A 20,483-nucleotide genomic window follows, 5' to 3' on the forward strand; every position below is an offset into this window, starting at 1 on the left:
ACTTATCGTCGTTTACTTTTCAATGCGCAACCCTGTGTTTCGATTGCGCAAATCAGTTATTCTGGTGACTGTGATGGACACCACTATCGACAGCCCCGCCGGCACGGCCGCGGGCACCACGGTTCGCGCCTTCGTGCGCGACGAACGCATCGCCAGGCRGCAGCACACCCTGGCCGACGGCCGCGAGCTGATCTACTTCGACGACCCGAACACCACGCTCGCCCCCGATCGGGCCCCCGATCTGCGGGAGCTGGCTCCTCGACCGGGCACGGCGTCGATGCGTCAGGATCCCCTGACCGGCGAATGGGTATCGATCGCGGCGGCGAGGCAGAACCGAGTGTTCCTGCCCCCTGCGCACCTCGATCCGCTCGCGCCGACGACGCCCGGCAACCCCTCGGAGATCCCCAGCAACTACGACGTTGCGGTGTTCGAGAACAAGTCACCGTCGTTCGGCCCGCTGCTGACGGATGCCGACGCCCCCGCCGATCTCGACGACCTGTCGACGATCGGCCTGGGTCGCACGCGCACCTCGGTGGGTCGCTGCGAAGTGGTGGCGTTCAGCCCCGAGCACGAGGGATCGTTCGCGAGCCTCTCCACCGTGCGGGCGCGCACCGTGATCGAGGCCTGGGCCGAGCGCACGCACGCGCTTTCCCAGCTTCCGGGCATCCAGCAGGTCTTTCCGTTCGAGAACCGCGGCGAAGCCATCGGCGTGACGCTGCACCACCCGCACGGCCAGATCTACAGCTACCCGTACGTGACGCCGCGCACCCAGCGGGTGATCGACTCGATCGAGCGATACGGACCCACGCTGTTCGCCGACATTCTGGAGTCGGAGCGTGTCGGCGATCGCGTCATCCTGACAGGCGAGCACTGGACGGCGTTCGTTCCGTTCGCCGCCCGCTGGCCCATCGAGGTGCACATGTTGCCGCACCGCCACGTCGCCGACTTCTCCGAGACCTCCCTGGCCGAGCGTGACGAGCTGGCCGTGCTCTACCGCCGGCTGCTGCGCGGCATCGACGAGATCTATGAGACGCCGACGCCCTACATCGCCGCCTGGCACCAGGCCCCGGTTGCGACGCACCGTGACGACATCCGTCTCATGCTGCAGGTGACGAGTCCGCGTCGGGCCGCCGACAAACTGAAGTTTCTAGCCGGATCCGAGGCCGCCATGGGCGCCTGGATCGGCGACATCGCGCCGGAGCAAGCCGCCGCGGTGATTCGGGATGCCGTGGCGACAGCCATCGGGAAGGACACAGAATGAACACCCAGACCCTCGAACAGGCCGCACGCGTCGGCTTCGAAAGCCACTTCGCGCACGAGCCGGTCGGGCTCTGGTCGGCGCCCGGTCGCGTCAACCTGATCGGTGAGCACACCGACTACAACGACGGCTTCGTCTTTCCGTTCGCCATCGACCGGCGCACGGTCGTTGCTCTTGCCGAGCGCGGCGACCGGCTGATCCGTGTCGCCAGTTCGTTCGCCGACGACGCGATCGAGATCTCGCTCGACGAGTTGTTCCCCGAGAACCTGCACGGCTGGTCGGCCTATCCGCTCGGCGTGGCCTGGGCGCTCGGCCAGTTCGGCGCCGACCTTGGCACCCAGACCGGTTTCGAGATCTACATCGACTCGGATGTGCCGATCGGCGCCGGCCTGTCGTCGTCGGCCGCCATCGAAAGCGCGGTCGCCGTGGCGCTCAACGACGTCTGGGATCTCGGCCTTGACCGCCGCACCCTCGCCCAAGTCGGCCAGCTCGCCGAGAACCGCGCGGTCGGCGCCCCCACCGGAATCATGGACCAGTCGGCGTCGCTGCTCGGCGAGACGGATGCCGCGGTGTTCCTCGATTGCCGCAGCCTCGACTCGGAGGTCATTCCGCTCGGCTTCGACGAGGCAGGCCTCGAGCTGCTGATCATCGACACCCGGGTCAGCCACTCGCACGCCACCGGCGGCTACGGCTCGCGTCGCGCGTCGTGCGAAAAGGGCGCTGCGGCGCTCGGCACTGACTCGTTGCGCGACGTCTCGGTCGCCGACCTCGGCCGGGCCGCCGAGTTGCTCGACGACGAAACATTCCGTCGCGTGCGCCACGTCATTACCGAGAACCAGCGCGTGCTCGACACCGTGCGCACGTTGCGCGAGCAAGGCCCGACCGCGATCGGTGAGCTGCTGGATGCCTCGCACGTGTCAATGCGCGACGACTTCGAGATCTCGGTGGCCGAGCTCGACCTCGCCGTTGAGACAAGTCGTGCGGCCGGTGCGATCGGCGCCCGGATGACCGGTGGCGGGTTCGGCGGAGCGGCGATCGCGCTCACCCCGACCGCCCTGATCCCGACCGTCGAGGCGGCGGTGCTCGATGCTTTTGCCGCCGCGGGGTATGGAACGCCGGAGCTCTTCGTGGTGCGCGCCGCAGCAGGAGCCGGCCGCACCGCCTAGTTTCGGGGCCGGCCGAACGCCGGCGCCATCCACCTGAAAGCGCCGGTCGCAGCGAGAGCTGCGACCATTGATGGTGATGGTGTCCAGGCCGCCGTCGGCGACACCCCAGGCGTCCAGAATCTTGCCGTAGGAGCCGTCGTCGACCATTGACTGCATCGCCGCCTGCACGGCTTCGGCCATGCCGGAATCCTTCGTCACGGCGATGCCGTACGGTGCGGCGTCGAAGGTCTTCCCCGCGGTCTGCAGCTTGCCGTCAAGCTTCGAAATGGCGTAGAGGGTGACAGGTGAGTCGGCGGTGAACGCATCGGCCTGGCCGAGCACGACCGCGGTGGCCGCGGCATCCTGCGTGTCGAACGGCAGCTTGTTGATCGCCGGCTTGCCGGCCGCCACGCAGGCGTCACTCTTCGCGGGGATCTCATCGGTGTCCTGGTAGGTGGTGGCCTGAACGGCGACGGTGAGCCCACATGCATTGTCGGGGTCGACATCCTTGCCCGTCGGCGACGCCCACTGGATGCCGGCCACGTAGTAGTTGACGAAGTCGACCTGCTTCTGGCGCTCGGCGTTGTCGGTGAAGGAGGACACCCCGGCGTTGATGCTGCCGGCGACGATGCCGGGAATGATGGTCTCGAATCGGGCGATACTGAAACTCGGCTTCAGGCCGAGTGTCTCGGCGAGTTTGGTGCTCATCTCCATCGCCCAGCCGACCGGCTCGCCGGCGTCGTTCTTGAACTCGTTGGGCGCATAGTTCGGGCTGGTGCCGATCACCAGTGTGCCGGCGTCGGCGACGTTCTTCGGCAGCAGCGCTGCGGCCTCGGCGTTGACGCCGTTGGCGACGGGCGGCTTCGTCTCCGCAGCGTTCGGCGCCGAATTGTCGACGCAACCGGTCAGCAGCAGTGCGCCGAGGGCTGCGAATACGGGGAGTACATGTCGAGCGCGCATTGGTCATCCTTTGTCAGTTATTCATCTGTGAAGCTCTGAACCGGTGCAAGTACGGTGAGCCTAGATTCGCGTTCCGTCACGCTCTATAGACAAACGGATGAAGTGGGCCGGGTCTGCTTGTGAGAACCTGCCAAGGGCGGGCGGCGTGAGGGCCTGGCTCGGCCTCAGGGCGCGACGTTCAGTCAGGGGCGACGGTGACGGCTTCGCCGCCCGTGATCCGCACCAGCTCGTCAAATGTGGTCGGGAAGACCGTGTGCGCATGCCCGGCAGCGGCCCAGACCGTGGGATAGTCGGCCAGCGCCACATCGACGAGCGTGCGGATGGGTGCCGGATGCCCGAGCGGGGCGACCCCGCCGATCACCTGGCCGGTCGCATCCTTCACCGTGTCTGCCGACGCCCGCTTGATCGTGCCGCCCAGCTGTTCGCCGAGCCACACCGTGTCGACCCGGTGTGCGCCAGAGGTGAGCACCAGCAGCGGTGCGCCGTCGAGCGTGAAGATGAGCGAGTTGGCGATCGCGCCCACCTCGATTCCGAGCGCCTCGGCGGCGGCCTGCGCCGTCGGAGTGGCGTCATCGAACCAACGGATGTCGGGGGCGAGGCCGAACGCGTTCAGCGCCTCGCGCACCCGAGTGACGGCGGGATGTGATGTGTTCACCATGCGAGAAGCCTAAGGCGCGCGCCACCTGAATCGTCCGTGAGGTGCCAACTTGCCAACTTGTGCTCGTTGAGCGCGTCGCGCAGGAGCACAAGCCGGCCCCTCACGGGGCGAGAGCACCGGACCCGGCGCTAGGCTGGCCGACATGGCTGTCGATCCTTCCGCTCGCGTTCTGTCCCTGCCGAACCTGCCGGCGCCCGTCGTCGCCGAGTCGGCGTTTGTCGCTCCCGGCGCCGTGCTCGTCGGCCAGGTCACCCTCGGTGAGCGGTCCAGCGTCTGGTACAACGCCGTACTCCGTGCCGAACAGGAGCCGATCTCGCTCGGTGCCGGCTCGAACCTGCAAGACAACGTCTCGTGCCACGTCGACCGTGGCTACCCGCTCACGATCGGTGCGGATGTCTCAGTCGGGCACGGCGCGGTGCTTCACGGCTGCACGATCGAAGACTCGGTGCTCGTCGGCATGTCCGCGACGATCATGAATGGTGCCGTCATCGGCGCCGGGTCCCTCGTCGCGGCTGGTGCGCTCGTGCTCGAAGGCACGGTCGTTCCGCCCGGATCACTCGTCGCCGGCGTCCCGGCCAAGGTGCGCCGCGAGCTGACCGACGACGAGATCGCGGGCATCCGTGTGAATGCCGAGCACTACCTCGCCCACGCGGCCCTGCACGCGCACGCCACCCCCGCGTAACTCCTGAACGCGCCGAGCTTGACCGCCTCGGTCGAGCTACCCCGGTGTGCCGGGGAAAGTCGACCGCACGTGTCAAACTCGGCGCAGGATGGAGGCCGGAACCGACGGCGTCAGTGAACGAGTGAGTCCGGCCGATCTGCGGGGGCCGCCGCAGCGCCATCCGCTGAATCGCCCACAGTGGACGTCCCGGTGGAAGGCCCCGTTGATGGCCCGGTCAGGGTCCCGACGGGAGGCCCGGCAGCTGGCCCCACACCGTTCAGGCGATCGCCCAGCTTGTTTCGGAGCATCCGCACGAGCGGCGGCACGAAAAGGAACACCGCAATGACCGAATAGAGCACGACCGCGAGGGGTTCGCTGACCAACGCTGTGGGGTCACCGGAGCTGATCTGCAACGCCCGGCGCAACTGGCGCTCCATCTCCGGGCCGAGGATGGCGCCGACGATGATCGGAAGCACGGGGAACCCATAGCGTCGTGCGATATAGCCGAGGGATCCGACGAGCAGCAGAATCACAATGTTCATTGCCTGCAGCCCTGACGCGTACGCGCCGAGCGTGGCAAAGAACAGAATGCCCGCGTAGAGGTACGGCCGCGGGATGCGTAGCAACTTGGCCCAGAACGGTGCGAGCGGCAGGTTCAGAACGAGCAACAGGGTGTTGCCGATGAACAGGCTCGCGATCAGCGTCCACACGAGAACCGGCTCGGTCGTGAAGAGAAGCGGTCCCGGGTGAATCCCGTACTGGTTGAACGCGGCGATCATCACTGCAGCCGTTGCCGTCGTGGGCAGACCCAACGTCAACAGCGGCACGAGCGTTCCCGCCGCCGAGGCGTTGTTCGCGGCCTCCGGCCCGGCCACGCCCTCGATGGCGCCGTGCCCGAACTCTTCAGGATGCTTCGACAGCTTCTTCTCGGCGGCGTACGACAGGAAGGTGGGAATCTCTGCTCCTCCCGCCGGAATCGCACCGAATGGGAATCCGATCACTGTGCCGCGCAACCACGGTTTCCAGCTTCGCTTCCAGTCATCCTTGCCCATCCAGGGAACACCGACCGGAATCGTCGCCGGCTTGCCCTGACGCAGATGAGCGGCGATCCAGAGCGCCTCCCCCACGGCGAACAGGGCGACGGCGATGACAACGACGTCGATCCCGCCGGCCAACAGAGGCTGACCAAACGTCATTCTCGGTTGCCCGCTCGTTCCATCCATGCCGACCAGGCCGATCGTCAGCCCGATGAACAGGGAGGCGATGCCGCGAATGCGGGAGGAACCGAGCACGGTGCTGACCGCGATGAACGCGAACACCATCATGGCGAAATAGGAGGGAGCGCCGAGGCTGATCGCGATCGAGACGATGAACGGCGCAACGAACACGAGCGCAGCGGTGGCGATCGTGCCTGCCACAAAGGAGCCGATCGCGGCGGTCGCAAGCGCCTGGGCCCCTCGACCGGCCTTCGCCATTTTGTTGCCCTCGAGAGCGGTGACGACCGAGGACGACTCCCCGGGCGTATTGAGCAGGATCGACGTCGTCGACCCGCCGTACATGCCGCCGTAGTAGATCCCGGCGAACATGATGAGCGAGCCGGTCACGTCGAGCGCGTAGGTGAGCGGCAGGAGCAGCGCAACGGTCATTGCCGGCCCGATGCCGGGCAGCACACCGACCGCGGTGCCGAGCAGCACACCGATCAGTGCGAACAGCAGGTTGTCGAGCGTGAGCGCGTTGGTGAATCCCTGCATCAGCAGGGCGAGATTGTCCATTAGAGAATTCCTGTCAGCAGTCCGGCCGGCAAGGGAATGCCGAGGCCGAGCACAAAACCGTAGAAGGTCGCCGCGGCAAGCGCGGCGCCGATGAGCAGGCTCAGAACGTAACGGCGCGACCCGAGCAGGATCGATGCCCCGACGAAGAGCAGAGCGCTCGAAATGACGAAGCCGAGGATGTTCATCAGCAGCGCCGTGAGCAGGATGAGCCCGCCGAGTCCGAGCAGAGTCGGCCAGTGTGCGCCCTGCGACAGGTCGATGTCCTCACCGTCTTCCTGCTCACCGTGCCCGCCACGCAGCACCGTGACGGTGAGCGCGATCGCGCTCAGCGCCAACCCGAGGGCGATGATGGCCGGCACGACCTGCGGGCCCATCGCCCCTGAGCTGATGGCGGTGTGACGGATGTTCGCAGCATCGACTGCGACGACGAGTGCGGTCACCCCGAGCCCGGCGGCGACGCCGAGCTCGGAGCGGCCGCGCATCAGGGTGCGAAGAGAAGTCACACCAATCCCAGATTTGTCAGAACTGTCGAGACCCGCGAGTCCTGCTCCGTGAGGAAGGATTCGAACGCATCGCCGGTGAGGAAGGCGTCGGTCCAGCCATTGTCCTTCAGAACCTTCGCCCACTCCTTGCTGTCGTGCATCTCGGTGACTGCCGTGACGAGCCTGGCCTGCTCGGTCTTGCTGAGACCCGGCGCAGCGAGAAGCCCGCGCCAGTTGGTGAAGACGAGGTCGACACCCTCCTCGGTCAGCGTCGGGGCATCGATCACCGGAACGCGCTCTTCACTGGTCACAGCGAGGACGCGCAGATCGCCAGACTTGACCTGTTCGAGGAACTCGCCGTAGCCGGATGCCGCGAACTGGAGCTTGCCGCCGAGTACGGCCGGCAACAGTTCGCCGCCGCCGTCATACGCGACATAGTTGACCTTGGACGCGTCAATGCCGACGGCATCCGCCAGTTGCATCGGCAACAGGTGGTCCGGACCGCCGGGTGATGACCCTCCGCCGACAGGGAACGCGGCAGGGTCGGCTTTCCAGGCGACGATCAGGTCGTCGAGGGTTTTGTACGGAGAGTTTGCCGGCACGAAAATGGCGCCCGCCTCTTCGATGAGGCGGGCGATGGGCGTTGCAGCAGCAATCGTGGCGTCGCCTTCGTTGGTGTACGCGGCGCCGACGACACCGAGTCCCATCACGAGCAGAAAGTTTGCGTTGCCCTTTTCGGTCAGTGTACGGGCAAGTCCGACTGTGCCGCCGGCCCCTGCGAGGTTGGTGACCTCTGTACCGGAGGTGATTCCAATTTCGTCCATCACCCGCACCGCGGCTCGGCCGGTGACGTCATAGCCGCTGCCGGGAGCGTTGGGAACCATGACCTGAAGGTTCTTGATCGGGCCGCTCTCGGCGACAGGTGCCGCAGCACTGGTGACACCGCATGCGCTCAGGGCGAGCACCAAGCCCGAAGCCAGGATTGTCGTGCCGATGAGGCGCCGCGCCGTTGCAGGTTTTCTCATTGTGATCCTCTGATTTCATGGTCTGCCTCGTTGCCGACCCAGGTAATGGTGCGCAGGGGCTCACCCAGAGGCACAACTTATGGTCATAGCGAACGTTGTGTAGCTTGTGACCGGTTTTGCTTCTACCCCATTGTGAGGGACTATTTCAGGGGGCCAACGACGACCAACCTGGAGGGCATGTGCATTCGCAACTGCTTCGCCCGCCGTCGCCGTCTCCCTCACCATCATCGGGCCGCGTTCGGACCAGGCTCAGCCTCACCCGCCAACTCCTTGTCTTTCAGCTCAGTCTCCTGGCGATCGTGCTCGTCGCAGTCACCGCTATCTCCCTCGAGCAGACCACCACGAATTTCAACTCTGTGCAGCAACGACGGATGCTCGCGGTCGCCGAATACTCAGCCGCCAACCCCCTCCTGCGCAGCATCCTCTCCGCTACTACCGGACTCGCGGTGCCACGCACCCAGCGATTGGCCGGCCCGGTCGAGTCGTTGCGCACCACGACCGGAGTCGATGAGCTGCTGGTAACGGATGCCGCCGGTCGGGTGCTCGCCTCACCCGCCGACCCGCGCCTACTGGGTAGGACCGAGCACCCCTCCGACAGCCCCAATTCTGACGGCGCCTGGGCCGGCGTGGCTCCGATCGGCGAAATCGACCATGTCGTTGCTCGGGTTCCCGTTCTCGACAACGCGGGTCGCCTTGTAGGAATGATCATCGCCGGGCGCCGAATGCCTCCGCTGTCCGGCTTGCTCGCCGCCGCCGCACCGAATCTGCTCACCTACCTGGGCGTCGCGGGAATACTCGGCACCGCAGGCTCCTGGTGGCTGGCCGCCAGGGTGAAGCGTCAGACACTCGGCCTCGAGCCAGAACAAATTGCGCGCCTTGCCGAGCATCGAGACGCGATGCTTCACGGCATCCGTGAAGGGGTGATCGCCGTCGATGCCGACGGCGTCATCACTCTCGCCAACGACAGTGCTCACACCTTGCTGAGCCTCCCCGACGACGCAGAGGGCCGTTCGATCGGCGACGTCGGACTCGACGCGGAGGCAGTACTCGCCTTGCGTTCTCATCGAACTCTGGCCAGCGACAGCCCCCTGGTCAACAATGGAGTACTGCTGGTGCTGAACCAGACAACGATTCGGCCACCCAACTCAATCCCAGAAGTCGTCACGACTCTGCGCGACCGCACCGAGCTGGTCACCCTCCAGCGCGATCTGGGCAGTAGTCAGCAAGCCACCGACACCCTCCGCGCCCAGACCCACGAGTTCGCCAACCGTCTGCATACGATCTCGATGCTGATCCAGCTCGGCGATGCCGACGCGGCCGTCGACTATATTGACGCGGTGACTCGCGATCGTTCCGAGCTTGATCGCGACGTTCTGGCGCGGCTCCAGGAGCCGTCGGTCGCTGCGCTCGTGATTGCGAAGGCATCCCTCGCTCGGGAGCGGGGGGCCGAGCTTTCATTGAGTCAGGACTCTGCGTTACCTCGCGTTGATGCCCTGCTCGGCGCGGACCTTGTCACGGTGATCGGCAATCTCGTTGACAACGCGCTCGATGCGGTGACCGGCGCGGCGACCCGCGTGGTCACGCTGGACATCCGAGCGATCATCGGTGAACCGGTTGGCCGCAACCCGCTCAGCGACAAAACGATAGGTGGCGGACGCGCGGATGCCCCGACTGTGACCGCGGTTCGGGTGACAGTCTCCGACAGCGGGCCCGGAATCGAGGCCGCACTACTCGGCCATGTGTTTGAAGCGGGGGTGTCCTCCAAGCCGTCGGCCCGCCGAGGATTGGGCTCCGACGGAACGGCCAAAGACGAAGCTCCGCATGACGGCGTCCACCACGGCTACGGACTCGCCATTGTGCGACTCGTCGCGACTCGGCGCGGCGGAACCGTCGACTACCGGCACCACAACAGCACGGTGTTCGAAGCGCTGCTGCCGGCGATGTTGGCCTCCGCTGCGCTGCCGGTGCGGCCGGGGCCGGCCTTCCCGTTGTCACCCCGCGCGCACGCCGCGCCGTGCGCTCCGAGAGAGACCGCCCATGTGTGATGTACTCGTCGTCGACGACGACTTCATGGTTGCCAGGGCTCACGAACGCGTCGTCGATCAGATGGCCGGATTCCGGGTCGTCGGGGTGGCCCACACCGGTGCCGAGGCGCTTGCTCTCATCAGTGAGCTGCGCCCCCGCCTCGTGCTCCTGGACATCTATCTGCCGGACATGACCGGACTCGACGTCATCCGTCGCGCCAGATCGGGCGGGCATGATCTCGATTTCATCGTGCTGAGCGCCGCTCGAGAGGCCGAGACCATCAGCGTGGCGCTGCAGGGCGGGATCGTGAGCTACCTGCTCAAGCCGTTCAAGATGCAGGAGCTTCAGACGCGATTGGCCGGTTACGCCGAGCGCCGGCGTGTGCTCGGGCGCCCTGGCGACCTCAGCCAGAGCGACCTCGACCTGGCCATCGGAGCGTCGGGGGCGGCGTCGGCCCCGCCCGCTCTCCCCAAGGGCCTGAGCAAGGAGACATCGTTGTTGGTTGCGCGCGCACTCCGTGAGAGTGCACCGGATGTCGCAGCGTCGGAGTGCGCGGAGACGCTCGGCCTTTCCCGGGTCGTCGCCCGCAAGTACCTGGAGCATTTCGTGCACACCGGTCAGGCATCCGTCACTCTGCGCTACGGCCAGACCGGCCGGCCGCAACGTCGCTATGCCTCCCGCGCGGTCACGCCCGCCTGACCCGCCTGACCCTGCCCTGAGGGGCCAGCTTCTGCCGTGAGGAGCTATCGTCTGCTGGTGTGCGGGCTCTGTGACAAGCCAAGGTGGCACCTCACGGAAGTTGCCCGCCGTCGGGACTTTCGGCTCTGGAAGTCGTGCAGTAGCGGAGCCAGGATGATTCCAGTGGTCCTGACCCTGCGCGGTCAGGACCACATCTGAGGAATTGATCCGCGTGGATCCCGACGAAGGCAGAGGAATCGATATGAGTGCTGGTAACACGACATTTCGTCACCCCAGCGATGTGTTGCTCACTCCCCTCTCAGAAACCGAATGGCGAGTCAGCGATAGCCGTGTCCCGTGGGACAGCCGCTTCTCTCTCATCGGCTTCATAGAGAGCGTCAACGGCACATTCGAGGTGCTGGAGTTCGGGGATCCGATGCAGATCTTCGTCGTCAGCTCCATGGACTCCGCCCTCGAGAAGTTCGCACCACCCGTCTTCCACGCCGCTCCGGAACCGATCGACGACGAGCCACTTCTCGATGAGCGGCTTGAGCGTGTTCTTCCGCTGTGGGCCCGCGGCCAACTCCGACACGTGAGCTGACGGCATCCGCGTTCGCTCGGATTCCCCTCCCGAGTTGTCACAGTTGACCCGTTCGGCACGTTCAAGGGGCCGGCTGTGACAACTCGCGCGCTCTCAGCAGGCGGGTTTCCGCGGGTGGGGTTAGCGCGTCAGGGCGCGTTCTGCCGCATCGACCACATTGCTCAGCAGCATCGCCCGCGTCATCGGGCCGACTCCACCCGGGTTCGGTGAGAGGTAGCCGGCAACTAATGCGACAGCCGGGTCCACATCGCCGGTCAGCTTTCCCTTGCCGGTCTCTTCGTCTTGCACGCGCGTGATTCCGACGTCGAGCACGGCGGCGCCGGGCTTGATCCACTCGGGCTTGATCAGGTGGGCGACCCCGACCGCGGCCACGACGATGTCGGCGCGGCGTACCTCGGCGGCCAGGTCGACCGTGCGGGAGTGCGTCAGGGTGACCGTGGCGTCGAGGCCCTTGCGGGTGAACAGCAGGCCGAGCGGGCGCCCGACGGTCAGGCCACGGCCGACGACGGTGACGTGCTTGCCGCTGATCGGCACGTTGTAGCGCTGCAGCATTTCGACGATGCCGGCCGGGGTGCAGGGCAGTGGGGAGTGCAGTTCGCCTTCGATGCCGAGCACCAACCGGCCGAGGTTCGTCGGGTGCAGACCGTCGGCATCCTTCGCCGGGTCGATCGCCTCGAGCGCGGCGTGCTCGTCGAGGCCCTTCGGCAGCGGCAGCTGAACGATGTAGCCGGTGACGGCCGGGTTCGCGTTCAGCTCGTCGATCGCCGCACGCACATCGGCGTCGGTCGCCGTGGCGGGCAGGTCGACGCGGATCGACTCGATGCCGACCTCGGCGCAGTCGCGGTGCTTGCCCGCAACGTAGGAGCGGGAGCCCGGGTCGTCGCCGACGAGCAAGGTTCCGAGTCCGGGGATGATGCCGTGGGCCTTGAGCGCGGTGATGCGCGCGGCCAGCTCGGCTTTGACCGCGGTCGCGGTGGCGACGCCGTCGAGGATGATTGCCGTCATTGCATGTTCCGTTCTAGTTGCCCGCTGTGCGCTCGCTGCGCGTCACGTGCGGGGCCCGAGTCCGAGCATCCTGTGCCGAACTGCGGAAATTCTGTGATTCGTCGTGACTTCCGCCCCTGCTCGCCTGCTCCGGTTTACCACGGTGAGCAGAATCTCCGCAGTTCTGAACCGATGCCCGGACTGAGGTGCAGCCTGCCCCCGACTTGCCTGGCCCGCGGTTCCACCCATTCGACGGAGATTCTGGGCGATTCGCCGGTTTCGAAGGCCCAAATGCCCGAAATCCGAAAAATCTCCGTCGAATGGGGAACGGAACCAACGAAAGTGGCTGTGTGGAGAGTAGAGAGAGGGTCAAACTCACGAGTCCCGACCGAAGAAGGGCCGACCGAAGAAGGGCCGAGCGAAGAAGGGCCGGCCGAATTACCCCGGCCGGCCCCGACTACTACTGGTGCAGACCGTTGTAGAGCGGGAACGCGTCGGTCAGAACCTTGACGCGCGCACGCAGGCCCTGGATGTCGGCCTCGGGCTTGAGCGCCTCGGCGATGACGTCGGAGACCTCGGTGAACTCGACGTCGCCGAAGCCACGGGTGGCGAGGGCCGGGGTGCCGATGCGGAGGCCGGAGGTGACCATCGGCGGGCGCGGGTCGAACGGAACCGAGTTGCGGTTGACCGTGATGCCGACCGCGTGCAGTGCGTCTTCGGCCTGCTGGCCGTTGATCGGCGAGTTGCGCAGGTCGGCGAGAACGAGGTGCACATCGGTGCCACCGGTGAGCACGTCGACGCCGCCGGCCTTCGAGTCGTCGGCGGTCAGGCGGTCGGCCAGGATGCTGGCGCCGCGCAGCGTGCGCTCCTGGCGGTCCTTGAATTCAGCGGTGCCGGCAAGCTTGAACGCCGTCGCCTTGGCGGCGATGACGTGCATGAGCGGTCCGCCCTGCTGGCCGGGGAAGACGTTGGAGTTGAGCTTCTTGGCCAGCTCCATGTCGCGGGAGAGGATGAAGCCAGAGCGGGGACCGGCGAGGGTCTTGTGCACGGTGCTCGACACGACATCCGCGTAGGGAACCGGCGACGGGTGCAGGCCGGCGGCGACGAGACCGGCGAAGTGAGCCATGTCCACCCAGAGCTTGGCGCCGACCTCGTCGGCGATCGCGCGGAACGCGGCGAAGTCGAGGTGACGCGGGTAGGCCGACCAACCGGCGATGATGACCTGCGGCTTGTGCTCGAGGGCCTTATCGCGCACGACATCCATGTCGACGCGGAAGGTCTCGGGGTCGACGCCGTAGGCGACCGGGTTGTAGAGCTTGCCCGAGAAGTTGAGCTTCATGCCGTGGGTGAGGTGACCGCCGTGGGCGAGTTCAAGGCCCAGGATGGTGTCGCCCGGCGTCGCGATCGCAGACAGCACTGCGGCGTTGGCGGTGGCACCGGAGTGCGGCTGAACGTTGGCGTACTCGGCTCCGAACAGTGCCTTGGCACGGTCGATGGCGAGCTGCTCCGCCACGTCGACGTACTCGCAGCCGCCGTAGTAGCGGCGTCCGGGGTAGCCCTCTGCATACTTGTTCGTGAGCACGGAGCCCTGCGACTGCAGCACGGCGCGCGGCACGAAGTTCTCGCTCGCGATCATCTCGAGGTAGTCGCGCTGACGGCCGAGCTCCTGCTCGAGAACCGCGGCAATCTCGGGGTCGACGACCTCGAGGGGCTCGTTGAAGGTGTTGATTGGTTGCGTGGACACGGAGGTCTCCTTAGACATTCGAAAATGGATGTCGTGGCCCAGGCGCGCGGCCACTAACCGTGTCAGTCGCTCCCCGATGGTGACCCATCTTCGTGCTACGCCAGTTGCGACGCGCTCAGCCTATCAGCCACGGCGGGGACCTCGTTCAGCAGAGCATCGGCCCTCAGCTGCGCCGCGGACCCATCTCATCGACGATGAGCAGATCGGTGCGCAAGTGCTGCGTGTCGTAGGCCGCGCGGGCGACCAGATGGGCCGACATCGGCGCGGTCAACGCCTGGAATCCGACAATGGCGACCACGAGAGTGACGGTGCCGACCGAGAAATTGTTGATCGCGACATCCGCCGTGATCGCCATCAAACCGAAGATCTGCGGCTTGGTGGCCGCGTGCAACCGGCTGAGCACGTCGGGAAACCGGAGTAGGCCGATCCCGGCGGCGAAGCACATCAGGGCGCCGACCAGCACCAGGATGGCGGTGGCCACGTCGCGGATCGTTTCGGCGTTCATGCGCTGTCCTGCCGCGGGAGGAACCGGGCGACCGAGATCGACCCGAGCACGCCGAAGAGGGCGAGAACGAGCAGCACCGGCAGTGTGTCGGTGTGGTTGTTGAACGCCATGTCGGCACCGAGCGCGCACATGATCGTGGCGACGAGAACGTCGGCGGCGATCACGCGGTCGAGCACCGACGGCCCGCGCACGATGCGGTAGACCGAGCAGAGCCCGGAAGCACCGAGCAATACCCCGACGATGATGGCAACGATGGTCATGAGGATCCTCCTCGTGGTTCTCCGGGATTCCAGGTCGCGCCGTGCTGCGGCGCTTGGCGCAACCGTTTCACGTCTTCGCGCGAGCCGATGGCCAGCACGATACGCCGCTCGGTCGCGAGCACAGAACGGCGAAACTTCTCGGTCTCGACGGCGTCGTGCATGTTCAGAACGTGCAGGTAGAGCGTGGAACTGACCCGGTCGATGTCGATCACGATGGAGCCGGGAACGATTGATGTCGACACCGCGGTCCAGGTCAGGATGAGGTCGCTGCGGGTGCTCAGTTCGATCGCGAGAATCGCGTTGCTGGCCCGGTAGCGCGGCGACAGCGCGAGCGCGGCGACCTCGATCGAGGCCCGCACGATGTCGAACAGCAATCGACCGAAGTAGATCAGCAGGCGCCAGGGATTCAACCGACCGCTCTGCTGCACGGCCGGCAGGTAGAACGTGGCAGAGACGAGCGCGGCGAAGACCGCGCCGGTGAGCAGGTTGAGCCAGGAGAAGTTGCCCCAGAGCAGCATCCAGAGCAGCACCAGTCCGGCGAAGAGCGGCAGCTGGTTCAGGGCGCCGGTGAGGCGATCCTTGCGAGTCGTCATGGCGCACCATCCGGGAACACGGCGTCGATGTAGGTGGCCGGATGCTCGATGTCGACGGCCGCGCGGGAGGCCAGGTCGAACAGGGGGCCGGCGAAGATCGTCAGCGCGATGGTCAGTGCGAGCATCGCGGTTGTCGCGCCGGTCATCAGCGGCGACACCGTCTTGGTCAGCACGGTGCCCTCATCGTGTGGGTCTTCCCGCATCGAGTCGGGTGAGGAGCGTACCTCGGCTTCGGCGCTCGACCGCCAGAACGCCATGTTCCAGGCCCGGGCGAGGGCATAGAGGGTGAGCAGGCTGGTTGCCGCGCCGGCGGCGATGAGCAGGTAGTTGAGCCAGCCGCCGGCCTCGACGCCCGCCTGGAACAGGGCGAACTTGCCGAGGAACCCGGAGAACGGCGGGATTCCGCCGAGGTTCATCGCCCCGATGAAGAAGAGGATGGCCACGAAGGGTGCGGCTTTCAGCATCCCGCCCAGGCGTGACAGCGACGTCGTGCCGCCAACCCGTTCGACCAAGCCGGCCACCAAGAACAGGCTGGTCTGCACCGTGATGTGGTGCACCACGTAGTAGATCGTGGCGGCCATGCCGAGCTGCGTGCCGAGGGCGATACCGAAGATCATGTAACCGATATGGCTGACCAGGGTGAACGAGAGCAGCCGCTTGATATCGGCTTGGGCGAGCGCGCCGAGAATGCCGACCAGCATCGTCAGGAAGGCAGCGACCATCAGCGGAACGGTCAGTGCGCTGTCGGGGAAGAGTAGCGTCTGGGTGCGGATGATCGCGTAGATGCCGACCTTGGTCAGCAAACCGGCGAACACCGCGGTGACCGGGGCCGGCGCCGTCGGATAGGAGTCAGGCAGCCAGAACGAGAGCGGGAACACCGCGGCCTTGACGCAGAACGCGAGCAGGAGCATCACGTTGAGGATGAGTTGCACATCGGCGGGGAGGGCGGGGATCCGCTCGGCCAGCAGCGCGATCGTGACGGTGCCGGTCGCGCCGTAGAGCAGGGCGATCGCGGCGAGGAACAGCAGCGACGAGACCAGGCTCACCACGATGTAGGTGATGCCCACACGGATGCGCGCACCCGTGCCGCCGAGCGTCAGCAGCACGTAGCTGGCCGAGAGCAGCATCTCGAACCCGACATACATGTTGAACAGGTCGCCGGCCACGAACGCGTCGAACAGGCCGGCCGCCAGCACCAAGTAGGTGGGGTGGAAGATCGAGACAGGGGTCTCCCGGTCGCCGTCGATGATGCCCTGGCCAACGGCGAAGATCAGCACGCCGAGCAGCATCAGTGCCGAGATCAGCAGCATGATCGCCGAGAGCCGGTCGACAACGAGCACGATCCCCCACGGCGGCGCCCACCCGCCGACCTGCACGACGGCGGTGCCGTCCCGGTCGACGAGCACGAGCAGGATGGCGCTGATCACCGCGACACTGGTCAGCGCGATCATGCTGACCGCGATCTGCTGGCGGCGTTGACGGCCGAGTGCGAGCGTGATGCCGGCGCCGATCAGCGGGATCGCGACGACCAGGGGAACGAGCACGTTCACGTTCATCGGGACTCCCCTGCCTCATGCGCGTTCGCCGCGGACTCGGGGGTTTCGATCTCGCTCTCACTCGCGTCGAGCACCGCCTGGATGGCGGCCTCATCGTCGGCCGAGGAGCGCAGTGCTTCTTCGGTCGTTTCGGTCGTCTCATCGGCGTGCTCGTCGGTGACGTTGTCCCCCTCGTCGCCGAGGCGGGCCAGCCACCACGAGCGGTAGATCAAGGCGAGCAGCAACGCGGTGATCCCGAAGTTGATCACGATCGCCGTGAGGATCAGCACCTGCGGCATCGGGTCGGCCATGGCGTCGTCGAGGGCGGTACCCGTGACGATGGGCGAGCTGCCCGGGCGTCCGCTCATGATGAAGATGAGCAGGTTGGTGGCATTGCCGACCAGCAGGAATCCGATCAGCACCCGGGTCAGGCTGCGCTCGAGCATCACGTAGACACCGGCGGCATACATCACAGCCATCACGATCACGAGAGTCAGCGATGCACTCATCGGGTCACCTCCCAGGTCTCGCGCCCGGCACCGGATGCCGCGTGCTCGCCAGGCGTGGCCGTCACGTTTTCGACGCCAGCGGCATCCGCTCGCGCCTCTGACGCTGCGGCGCTGCCGGCGTCCGTGCCTCCGTCGTCGTCGTTGTCCTGAGCGACCTCGCTCTGTCGGTCGATTTCGCTGCCGAGACTGCGCAGGATGTCGAGCACCAGGCCGATGACCACGAGGTAGACGCCGATGTCAAAGATCGTCGACGTGCCGAACGAGAGGTGTCCGAGCACCGGAACGTCGGCGGTGAAGTAGGCGGATTCGAGTGGCACGCCGCCGAAGAACAGCGAAGCGATCGCCATGCCGACGGCGAGGAAGATGCCGAGGCCGAGGATCTTGCCGGGATCGATCGGGGCCGCYTCACCGAGCTCGTACCGGCCGCCGGCGAGGTACCGCGCCACGAGGGCGAGTCCGGCCAGCAGGCCGCCGGCGAACCCGCCGCCGGGAGCGTTGTGACCGGCGAAGAGCAGGTAGATCGACACGATGATCGCGGGGTGGAACAGCAACCGCACGAGCACCTCAATCAGGATCGAGCGATTGCCCGGCGCGAGGGTGCCGCCAGCCACGAGCCAGGACTGACGGGTCACATCTTTGCCTGCGTTCGATGCGGTCGGGTCAGGCACCACGCGACGGCGGTTCACCCGCGAGCGCAGGGTACGGGAGCCTTGCACCCTGGGCACGTCGGCGGTGCGTCCCGAGACGAAGAGCAGGCTGGCGACACCGGTGGCTACCACGATGAGCACCGAGATCTCCCCCATGGTGTCCCAGGCGCGGATGTCGACGAGCATCACGTTGACGATGTTGTTGCCGTGGCCCTGCTCGACCGAGAGGCGGGGCAGCTCGGCCGAGATGCTCGGGGCCTGGCGGGCGCCGAGCGCGATCATGCCGATGGTGCCCATCACGACGCCGACCAGGGTGCCGATCAACGCGCGGCGCCCCCGGTGCATCGGCCGGTTGTGTTCGGCGATCTTCGGCGGAAGCCGGCGCAGCACGAGCACGAACACAACGAGGGTCATCGTCTCGACGAGCGCCTGGGTGAGGGCGAGGTCGGGGGCGCCATGCAGGGCGAAGAGGGCCACGAGGCCGTAACCGGTCACGCCGGCGAGCAGCACCGCGGTCATCCGCTGTCCGACGCGTGCCGCCATCACCGCGGCGATCCCCATGATCAGGGCGATGACCACTTGGCCGGGGTAATCCCAGAGCACGATCGCATCAGGCCAAGTGCGGTTGACCAGCGAGGCGAATCCTTGGCCGAGCACGAAGACCACGAGGATCGTCGAGAGGTACTGCGGCAGGCCGCCGCGCTGCACGAAATGGGTGACCCGGGCCGCGGTCCGGTCGATGGCGCGCATCAGCACGCCGTAGCCGTGACCGGCGTCGACGTAGGGCGGCACCGCATCCTGCAGCACCGACACCCGCTTTCTGAACCAGAACAGCACGGCTCCGGCCAGCAGCACGAGTGCGCTGACCCCGAGGGCCGGTTCGAGACCGTGCCAGAGCGCGAGGTGATAGTCGCCGCCGCCCGGCATCGTGTCGGCGTATGGCGCAAGAAACTGGTCGAGCCAGCCCGAGAGCGGGCCGAGCACGAGGGTTGCCGCGGCGAGCAGGCCAGGGGCAAGTTGGATGTCCCAGCGACTGGCGTGCAGCGCGGTGTCCTTCTGCCCGGCCCGGGTGGCGAAGGCACCCCAGAAGAAACGGGCACTGTAGGCGACGGTGAGCGCCGAGCCGATGCCGGTGCCGATGAGGGCGATCCAGCCCCAGCCGTCGCCACTCTGGCCGGCTTCGATGAAGGCGGTGAACACTGCTTCTTTCGCGACGAAGCCGAAGAGCGGCGGAATGCCGGCCATCGACGCCACGACAATCAGGGTGATGATCGCCAGCACGGGTTCGCGGCGGCCGATGCCGGAGAGGTGCCGCCAGTCCCGGGTGCCGGCCCGGTGGTCGATGATTCCGACGATCAAGAAGAGCGCTGCCTTATAGAGCGCATGGGCGAGCAAGAGGGCGAGGCCGGCCAGGGCCGCGTCGCGCGTGCCGAAACCGACGACGATCATCATGAAGCCGAGCTGGCTGACGGTGCCGTAGGCGAGAACGAGCTTGAGGTCGTATTGCCGCAGTGACCGCCAGGCTCCGACGAGCATGGTCCAGATGCCGAGGGTGACCAGCACGGGCATCCAGCCCGGTGTGTCGGCGAAACCGGGAGCGAACCGGGCGACCAGGTAGATGCCGGCCTTGACCATGGCGGCAGCGTGCAGGTAGGCGCTCACCGGGGTCGGGGCGGCCATCGCGGCGGGAAGCCAGAAGTGGAAGGGGATCAGCGCCGACTTCGACAGAGCGCCGACCAGAATGAGCAGAATCGCCCAGTTCGCCACGGCGCCCTCGGCCGGATGGGCCACGATCGCCGCCAGCGAGGTGGTGTGCGATTCGAACGAGATCATCACCACACCGATCAGCATGACCAGACCGCCGAAGGTGGTCACGAGCAGCGCCTGCAGCGCCGCACCGCGACTCTCCCGCTTGGTTGTGTAGTGCCCGATCAGCAGATAGGAGAGGATGCTCGTGACTTCCCAGAGCATGAACATCACGACGATGTCGTCGGCGGTGACGAGGCCGTACATAGTGCCGGCGAAGGCGAGGAGGCACGCGGCGAAGCGGCCGAGCCCCGGCTCGCTCGACGAGAAGTAGCGCGCGCAATAGATCAGCACCAGCGCGCCGACGCCGGTGACGACGAGCGCGAGTAGCCAGGCGAGCGTGTCAACGCGGAACGACAGCGAAATGCCGAGCTGCGGGATCCACGGCGTGCTCTCAGTCACCGCCCCGCCGGCCGTGACGGTGGCCGTTTGGGTGAGCGTGTAGACGAACGCGGCCGCCGGAAGCAGCGCGATTAGGTAGAAGACGCGAGTGCCCATCCACCGCGTGAGAAGCGGCGTGAGAAGCGAAAGGAGCAGGAAAGCGAGGAGGAATGTCGCCATGCGGCCTCCCGGCTGTCTGCAGTCAGAGTGTCAGGAGCAGTCTACCGGCAGGCCGCGGAGCCGCAGTCTCCGAT

Annotated in this window: 18 protein-coding genes, 1 pseudogene and 1 riboswitch; of the genes and pseudogenes, 6 read left to right on the plus strand and 13 right to left on the minus strand. The window is 66.6% G+C overall.

From position 1 onward, the window contains the following. Positions 1–73 precede the first annotated feature (73 nt). Together galT and galK are read left to right on the plus strand one after the other, a co-directional pair. Positions 74–1,261 (plus strand): galactose-1-phosphate uridylyltransferase, encoded by a 1,188-nt coding sequence (gene galT / locus AB4Y63_RS09685; RefSeq protein ID WP_441790989.1) that lies wholly within the window; start codon positions 74–76, stop codon positions 1,259–1,261. Next, positions 1,258–2,424: a galactokinase gene (galK, locus tag AB4Y63_RS09690; RefSeq protein WP_441790844.1), complete on the plus strand. Its 1,167-nt coding sequence runs from the start codon at positions 1,258–1,260 to the stop codon at positions 2,422–2,424. The genes galT and galK overlap by 4 nt, the downstream gene beginning before the upstream one ends. Positions 2,425–2,538: 114 nt before the next feature. Here galK and AB4Y63_RS09695 read toward each other — a convergent pair. Both AB4Y63_RS09695 and AB4Y63_RS09700 read right to left on the minus strand, forming a co-directional pair. Further along, positions 2,539–3,363 (minus strand): annotated as a pseudogene (locus AB4Y63_RS09695) (ABC transporter substrate-binding protein); the annotation flags it as partial. Positions 3,364–3,541: 178 nt separating this feature from the next. After that, on the minus strand, positions 3,542–4,021 hold the full coding sequence (locus AB4Y63_RS09700; RefSeq protein WP_441790845.1) for a YbaK/EbsC family protein: 480 nt from the start codon (positions 4,019–4,021) through the stop codon (positions 3,542–3,544). 142 nt (positions 4,022–4,163) lie between these two features. On the opposite strand from AB4Y63_RS09700, the gene AB4Y63_RS09705 reads away from it, so the two are divergent. Beyond that, entirely contained in the window at positions 4,164–4,703 is a 540-nt protein-coding gene (locus AB4Y63_RS09705) for a gamma carbonic anhydrase family protein (protein WP_441790846.1), read from the plus strand. Positions 4,704–4,813: 110 nt separating this feature from the next. On the opposite strand, the gene AB4Y63_RS09710 is transcribed toward AB4Y63_RS09705, so the two are convergent. The 3 genes from AB4Y63_RS09710 to AB4Y63_RS09720 are packed head-to-tail and all read right to left on the minus strand — an operon-like array spanning position 4,814 to position 7,961. After that, positions 4,814–6,454: a tripartite tricarboxylate transporter permease gene (locus AB4Y63_RS09710; protein ID WP_441790847.1), complete on the minus strand. Its 1,641-nt coding sequence runs from the start codon at positions 6,452–6,454 to the stop codon at positions 4,814–4,816. Next, a complete protein-coding gene (locus AB4Y63_RS09715; RefSeq protein ID WP_441790848.1) occupies positions 6,454–6,957 on the minus strand; it encodes a tripartite tricarboxylate transporter TctB family protein in 504 nt (167 codons plus the stop codon). Before AB4Y63_RS09715 ends, AB4Y63_RS09710 begins: the two co-directional genes overlap by 1 nt. Then, a complete protein-coding gene (locus tag AB4Y63_RS09720; RefSeq protein WP_441790849.1) occupies positions 6,954–7,961 on the minus strand; it encodes a Bug family tripartite tricarboxylate transporter substrate binding protein in 1,008 nt (335 codons plus the stop codon). Before AB4Y63_RS09720 ends, AB4Y63_RS09715 begins: the two co-directional genes overlap by 4 nt. Positions 7,962–8,260: 299 nt before the next feature. Here AB4Y63_RS09720 and AB4Y63_RS09725 point away from each other — a divergent pair, with 299 nt between their 5' ends. The 3 genes from AB4Y63_RS09725 (at position 8,261) to AB4Y63_RS09735 (ending at position 11,265) form a co-directional block, all read left to right on the plus strand. Further along, a complete protein-coding gene (locus AB4Y63_RS09725) occupies positions 8,261–10,006 on the plus strand; it encodes an ATP-binding protein (protein ID WP_441790850.1) in 1,746 nt (581 codons plus the stop codon). Then, positions 9,999–10,685 (plus strand): response regulator, encoded by a 687-nt coding sequence (locus AB4Y63_RS09730; protein ID WP_441790851.1) that lies wholly within the window; start codon positions 9,999–10,001, stop codon positions 10,683–10,685. Before AB4Y63_RS09725 ends, AB4Y63_RS09730 begins: the two co-directional genes overlap by 8 nt. A 241-nt stretch (positions 10,686–10,926) precedes the next feature. Continuing rightward, positions 10,927–11,265 (plus strand): hypothetical protein, encoded by a 339-nt coding sequence (locus AB4Y63_RS09735; RefSeq protein ID WP_441790852.1) that lies wholly within the window; start codon positions 10,927–10,929, stop codon positions 11,263–11,265. A 120-nt stretch (positions 11,266–11,385) separates the two neighbouring features. On the opposite strand, the gene AB4Y63_RS09740 is transcribed toward AB4Y63_RS09735, so the two are convergent. From AB4Y63_RS09740 to AB4Y63_RS09775, 8 genes are all read right to left on the minus strand, one after another. Continuing rightward, on the minus strand, positions 11,386–12,270 hold the full coding sequence (locus AB4Y63_RS09740; protein ID WP_441790853.1) for a bifunctional methylenetetrahydrofolate dehydrogenase/methenyltetrahydrofolate cyclohydrolase: 885 nt from the start codon (positions 12,268–12,270) through the stop codon (positions 11,386–11,388). A gap of 439 nt (positions 12,271–12,709) precedes the next feature. Then, entirely contained in the window at positions 12,710–14,011 is a 1,302-nt protein-coding gene (glyA, locus tag AB4Y63_RS09745; protein ID WP_441790854.1) for a serine hydroxymethyltransferase, read from the minus strand. 11 nt (positions 14,012–14,022) lie between these two features. Next, positions 14,023–14,111, minus strand: a riboswitch (ZMP/ZTP riboswitch). 45 nt (positions 14,112–14,156) lie between these two features. After that, positions 14,157–14,498, minus strand: a complete 342-nt coding sequence (mnhG, locus tag AB4Y63_RS09750; protein ID WP_441790855.1) for a monovalent cation/H(+) antiporter subunit G — start codon at positions 14,496–14,498, stop codon at positions 14,157–14,159. Then, a complete protein-coding gene (locus AB4Y63_RS09755) occupies positions 14,495–14,758 on the minus strand; it encodes a monovalent cation/H+ antiporter complex subunit F (protein ID WP_441790856.1) in 264 nt (87 codons plus the stop codon). Before AB4Y63_RS09755 ends, mnhG begins: the two co-directional genes overlap by 4 nt. Then, positions 14,755–15,351 carry a Na+/H+ antiporter subunit E gene (locus tag AB4Y63_RS09760; protein WP_441790857.1) on the minus strand — a complete coding sequence of 199 codons (597 nt, stop codon included), beginning with the start codon at positions 15,349–15,351 and terminating at the stop codon, positions 14,755–14,757. Before AB4Y63_RS09760 ends, AB4Y63_RS09755 begins: the two co-directional genes overlap by 4 nt. Continuing rightward, positions 15,348–16,907: a Na+/H+ antiporter subunit D gene (locus tag AB4Y63_RS09765; RefSeq protein WP_441790858.1), complete on the minus strand. Its 1,560-nt coding sequence runs from the start codon at positions 16,905–16,907 to the stop codon at positions 15,348–15,350. Before AB4Y63_RS09765 ends, AB4Y63_RS09760 begins: the two co-directional genes overlap by 4 nt. Continuing rightward, positions 16,904–17,395, minus strand: a complete 492-nt coding sequence (locus AB4Y63_RS09770; RefSeq protein ID WP_441790859.1) for a sodium:proton antiporter — start codon at positions 17,393–17,395, stop codon at positions 16,904–16,906. The genes AB4Y63_RS09765 and AB4Y63_RS09770 overlap by 4 nt, the downstream gene beginning before the upstream one ends. After that, positions 17,392–20,409, minus strand: a complete 3,018-nt coding sequence (locus AB4Y63_RS09775) for a Na+/H+ antiporter subunit A (protein WP_441790860.1) — start codon at positions 20,407–20,409, stop codon at positions 17,392–17,394. Before AB4Y63_RS09775 ends, AB4Y63_RS09770 begins: the two co-directional genes overlap by 4 nt. Between the last annotated feature and the right edge of the window lie 74 nt (positions 20,410–20,483).

Source organism: Leifsonia sp. YAF41 (assembly GCF_052113185.1).
Classification (GTDB): domain Bacteria; phylum Actinomycetota; class Actinomycetes; order Actinomycetales; family Microbacteriaceae; genus Cryobacterium.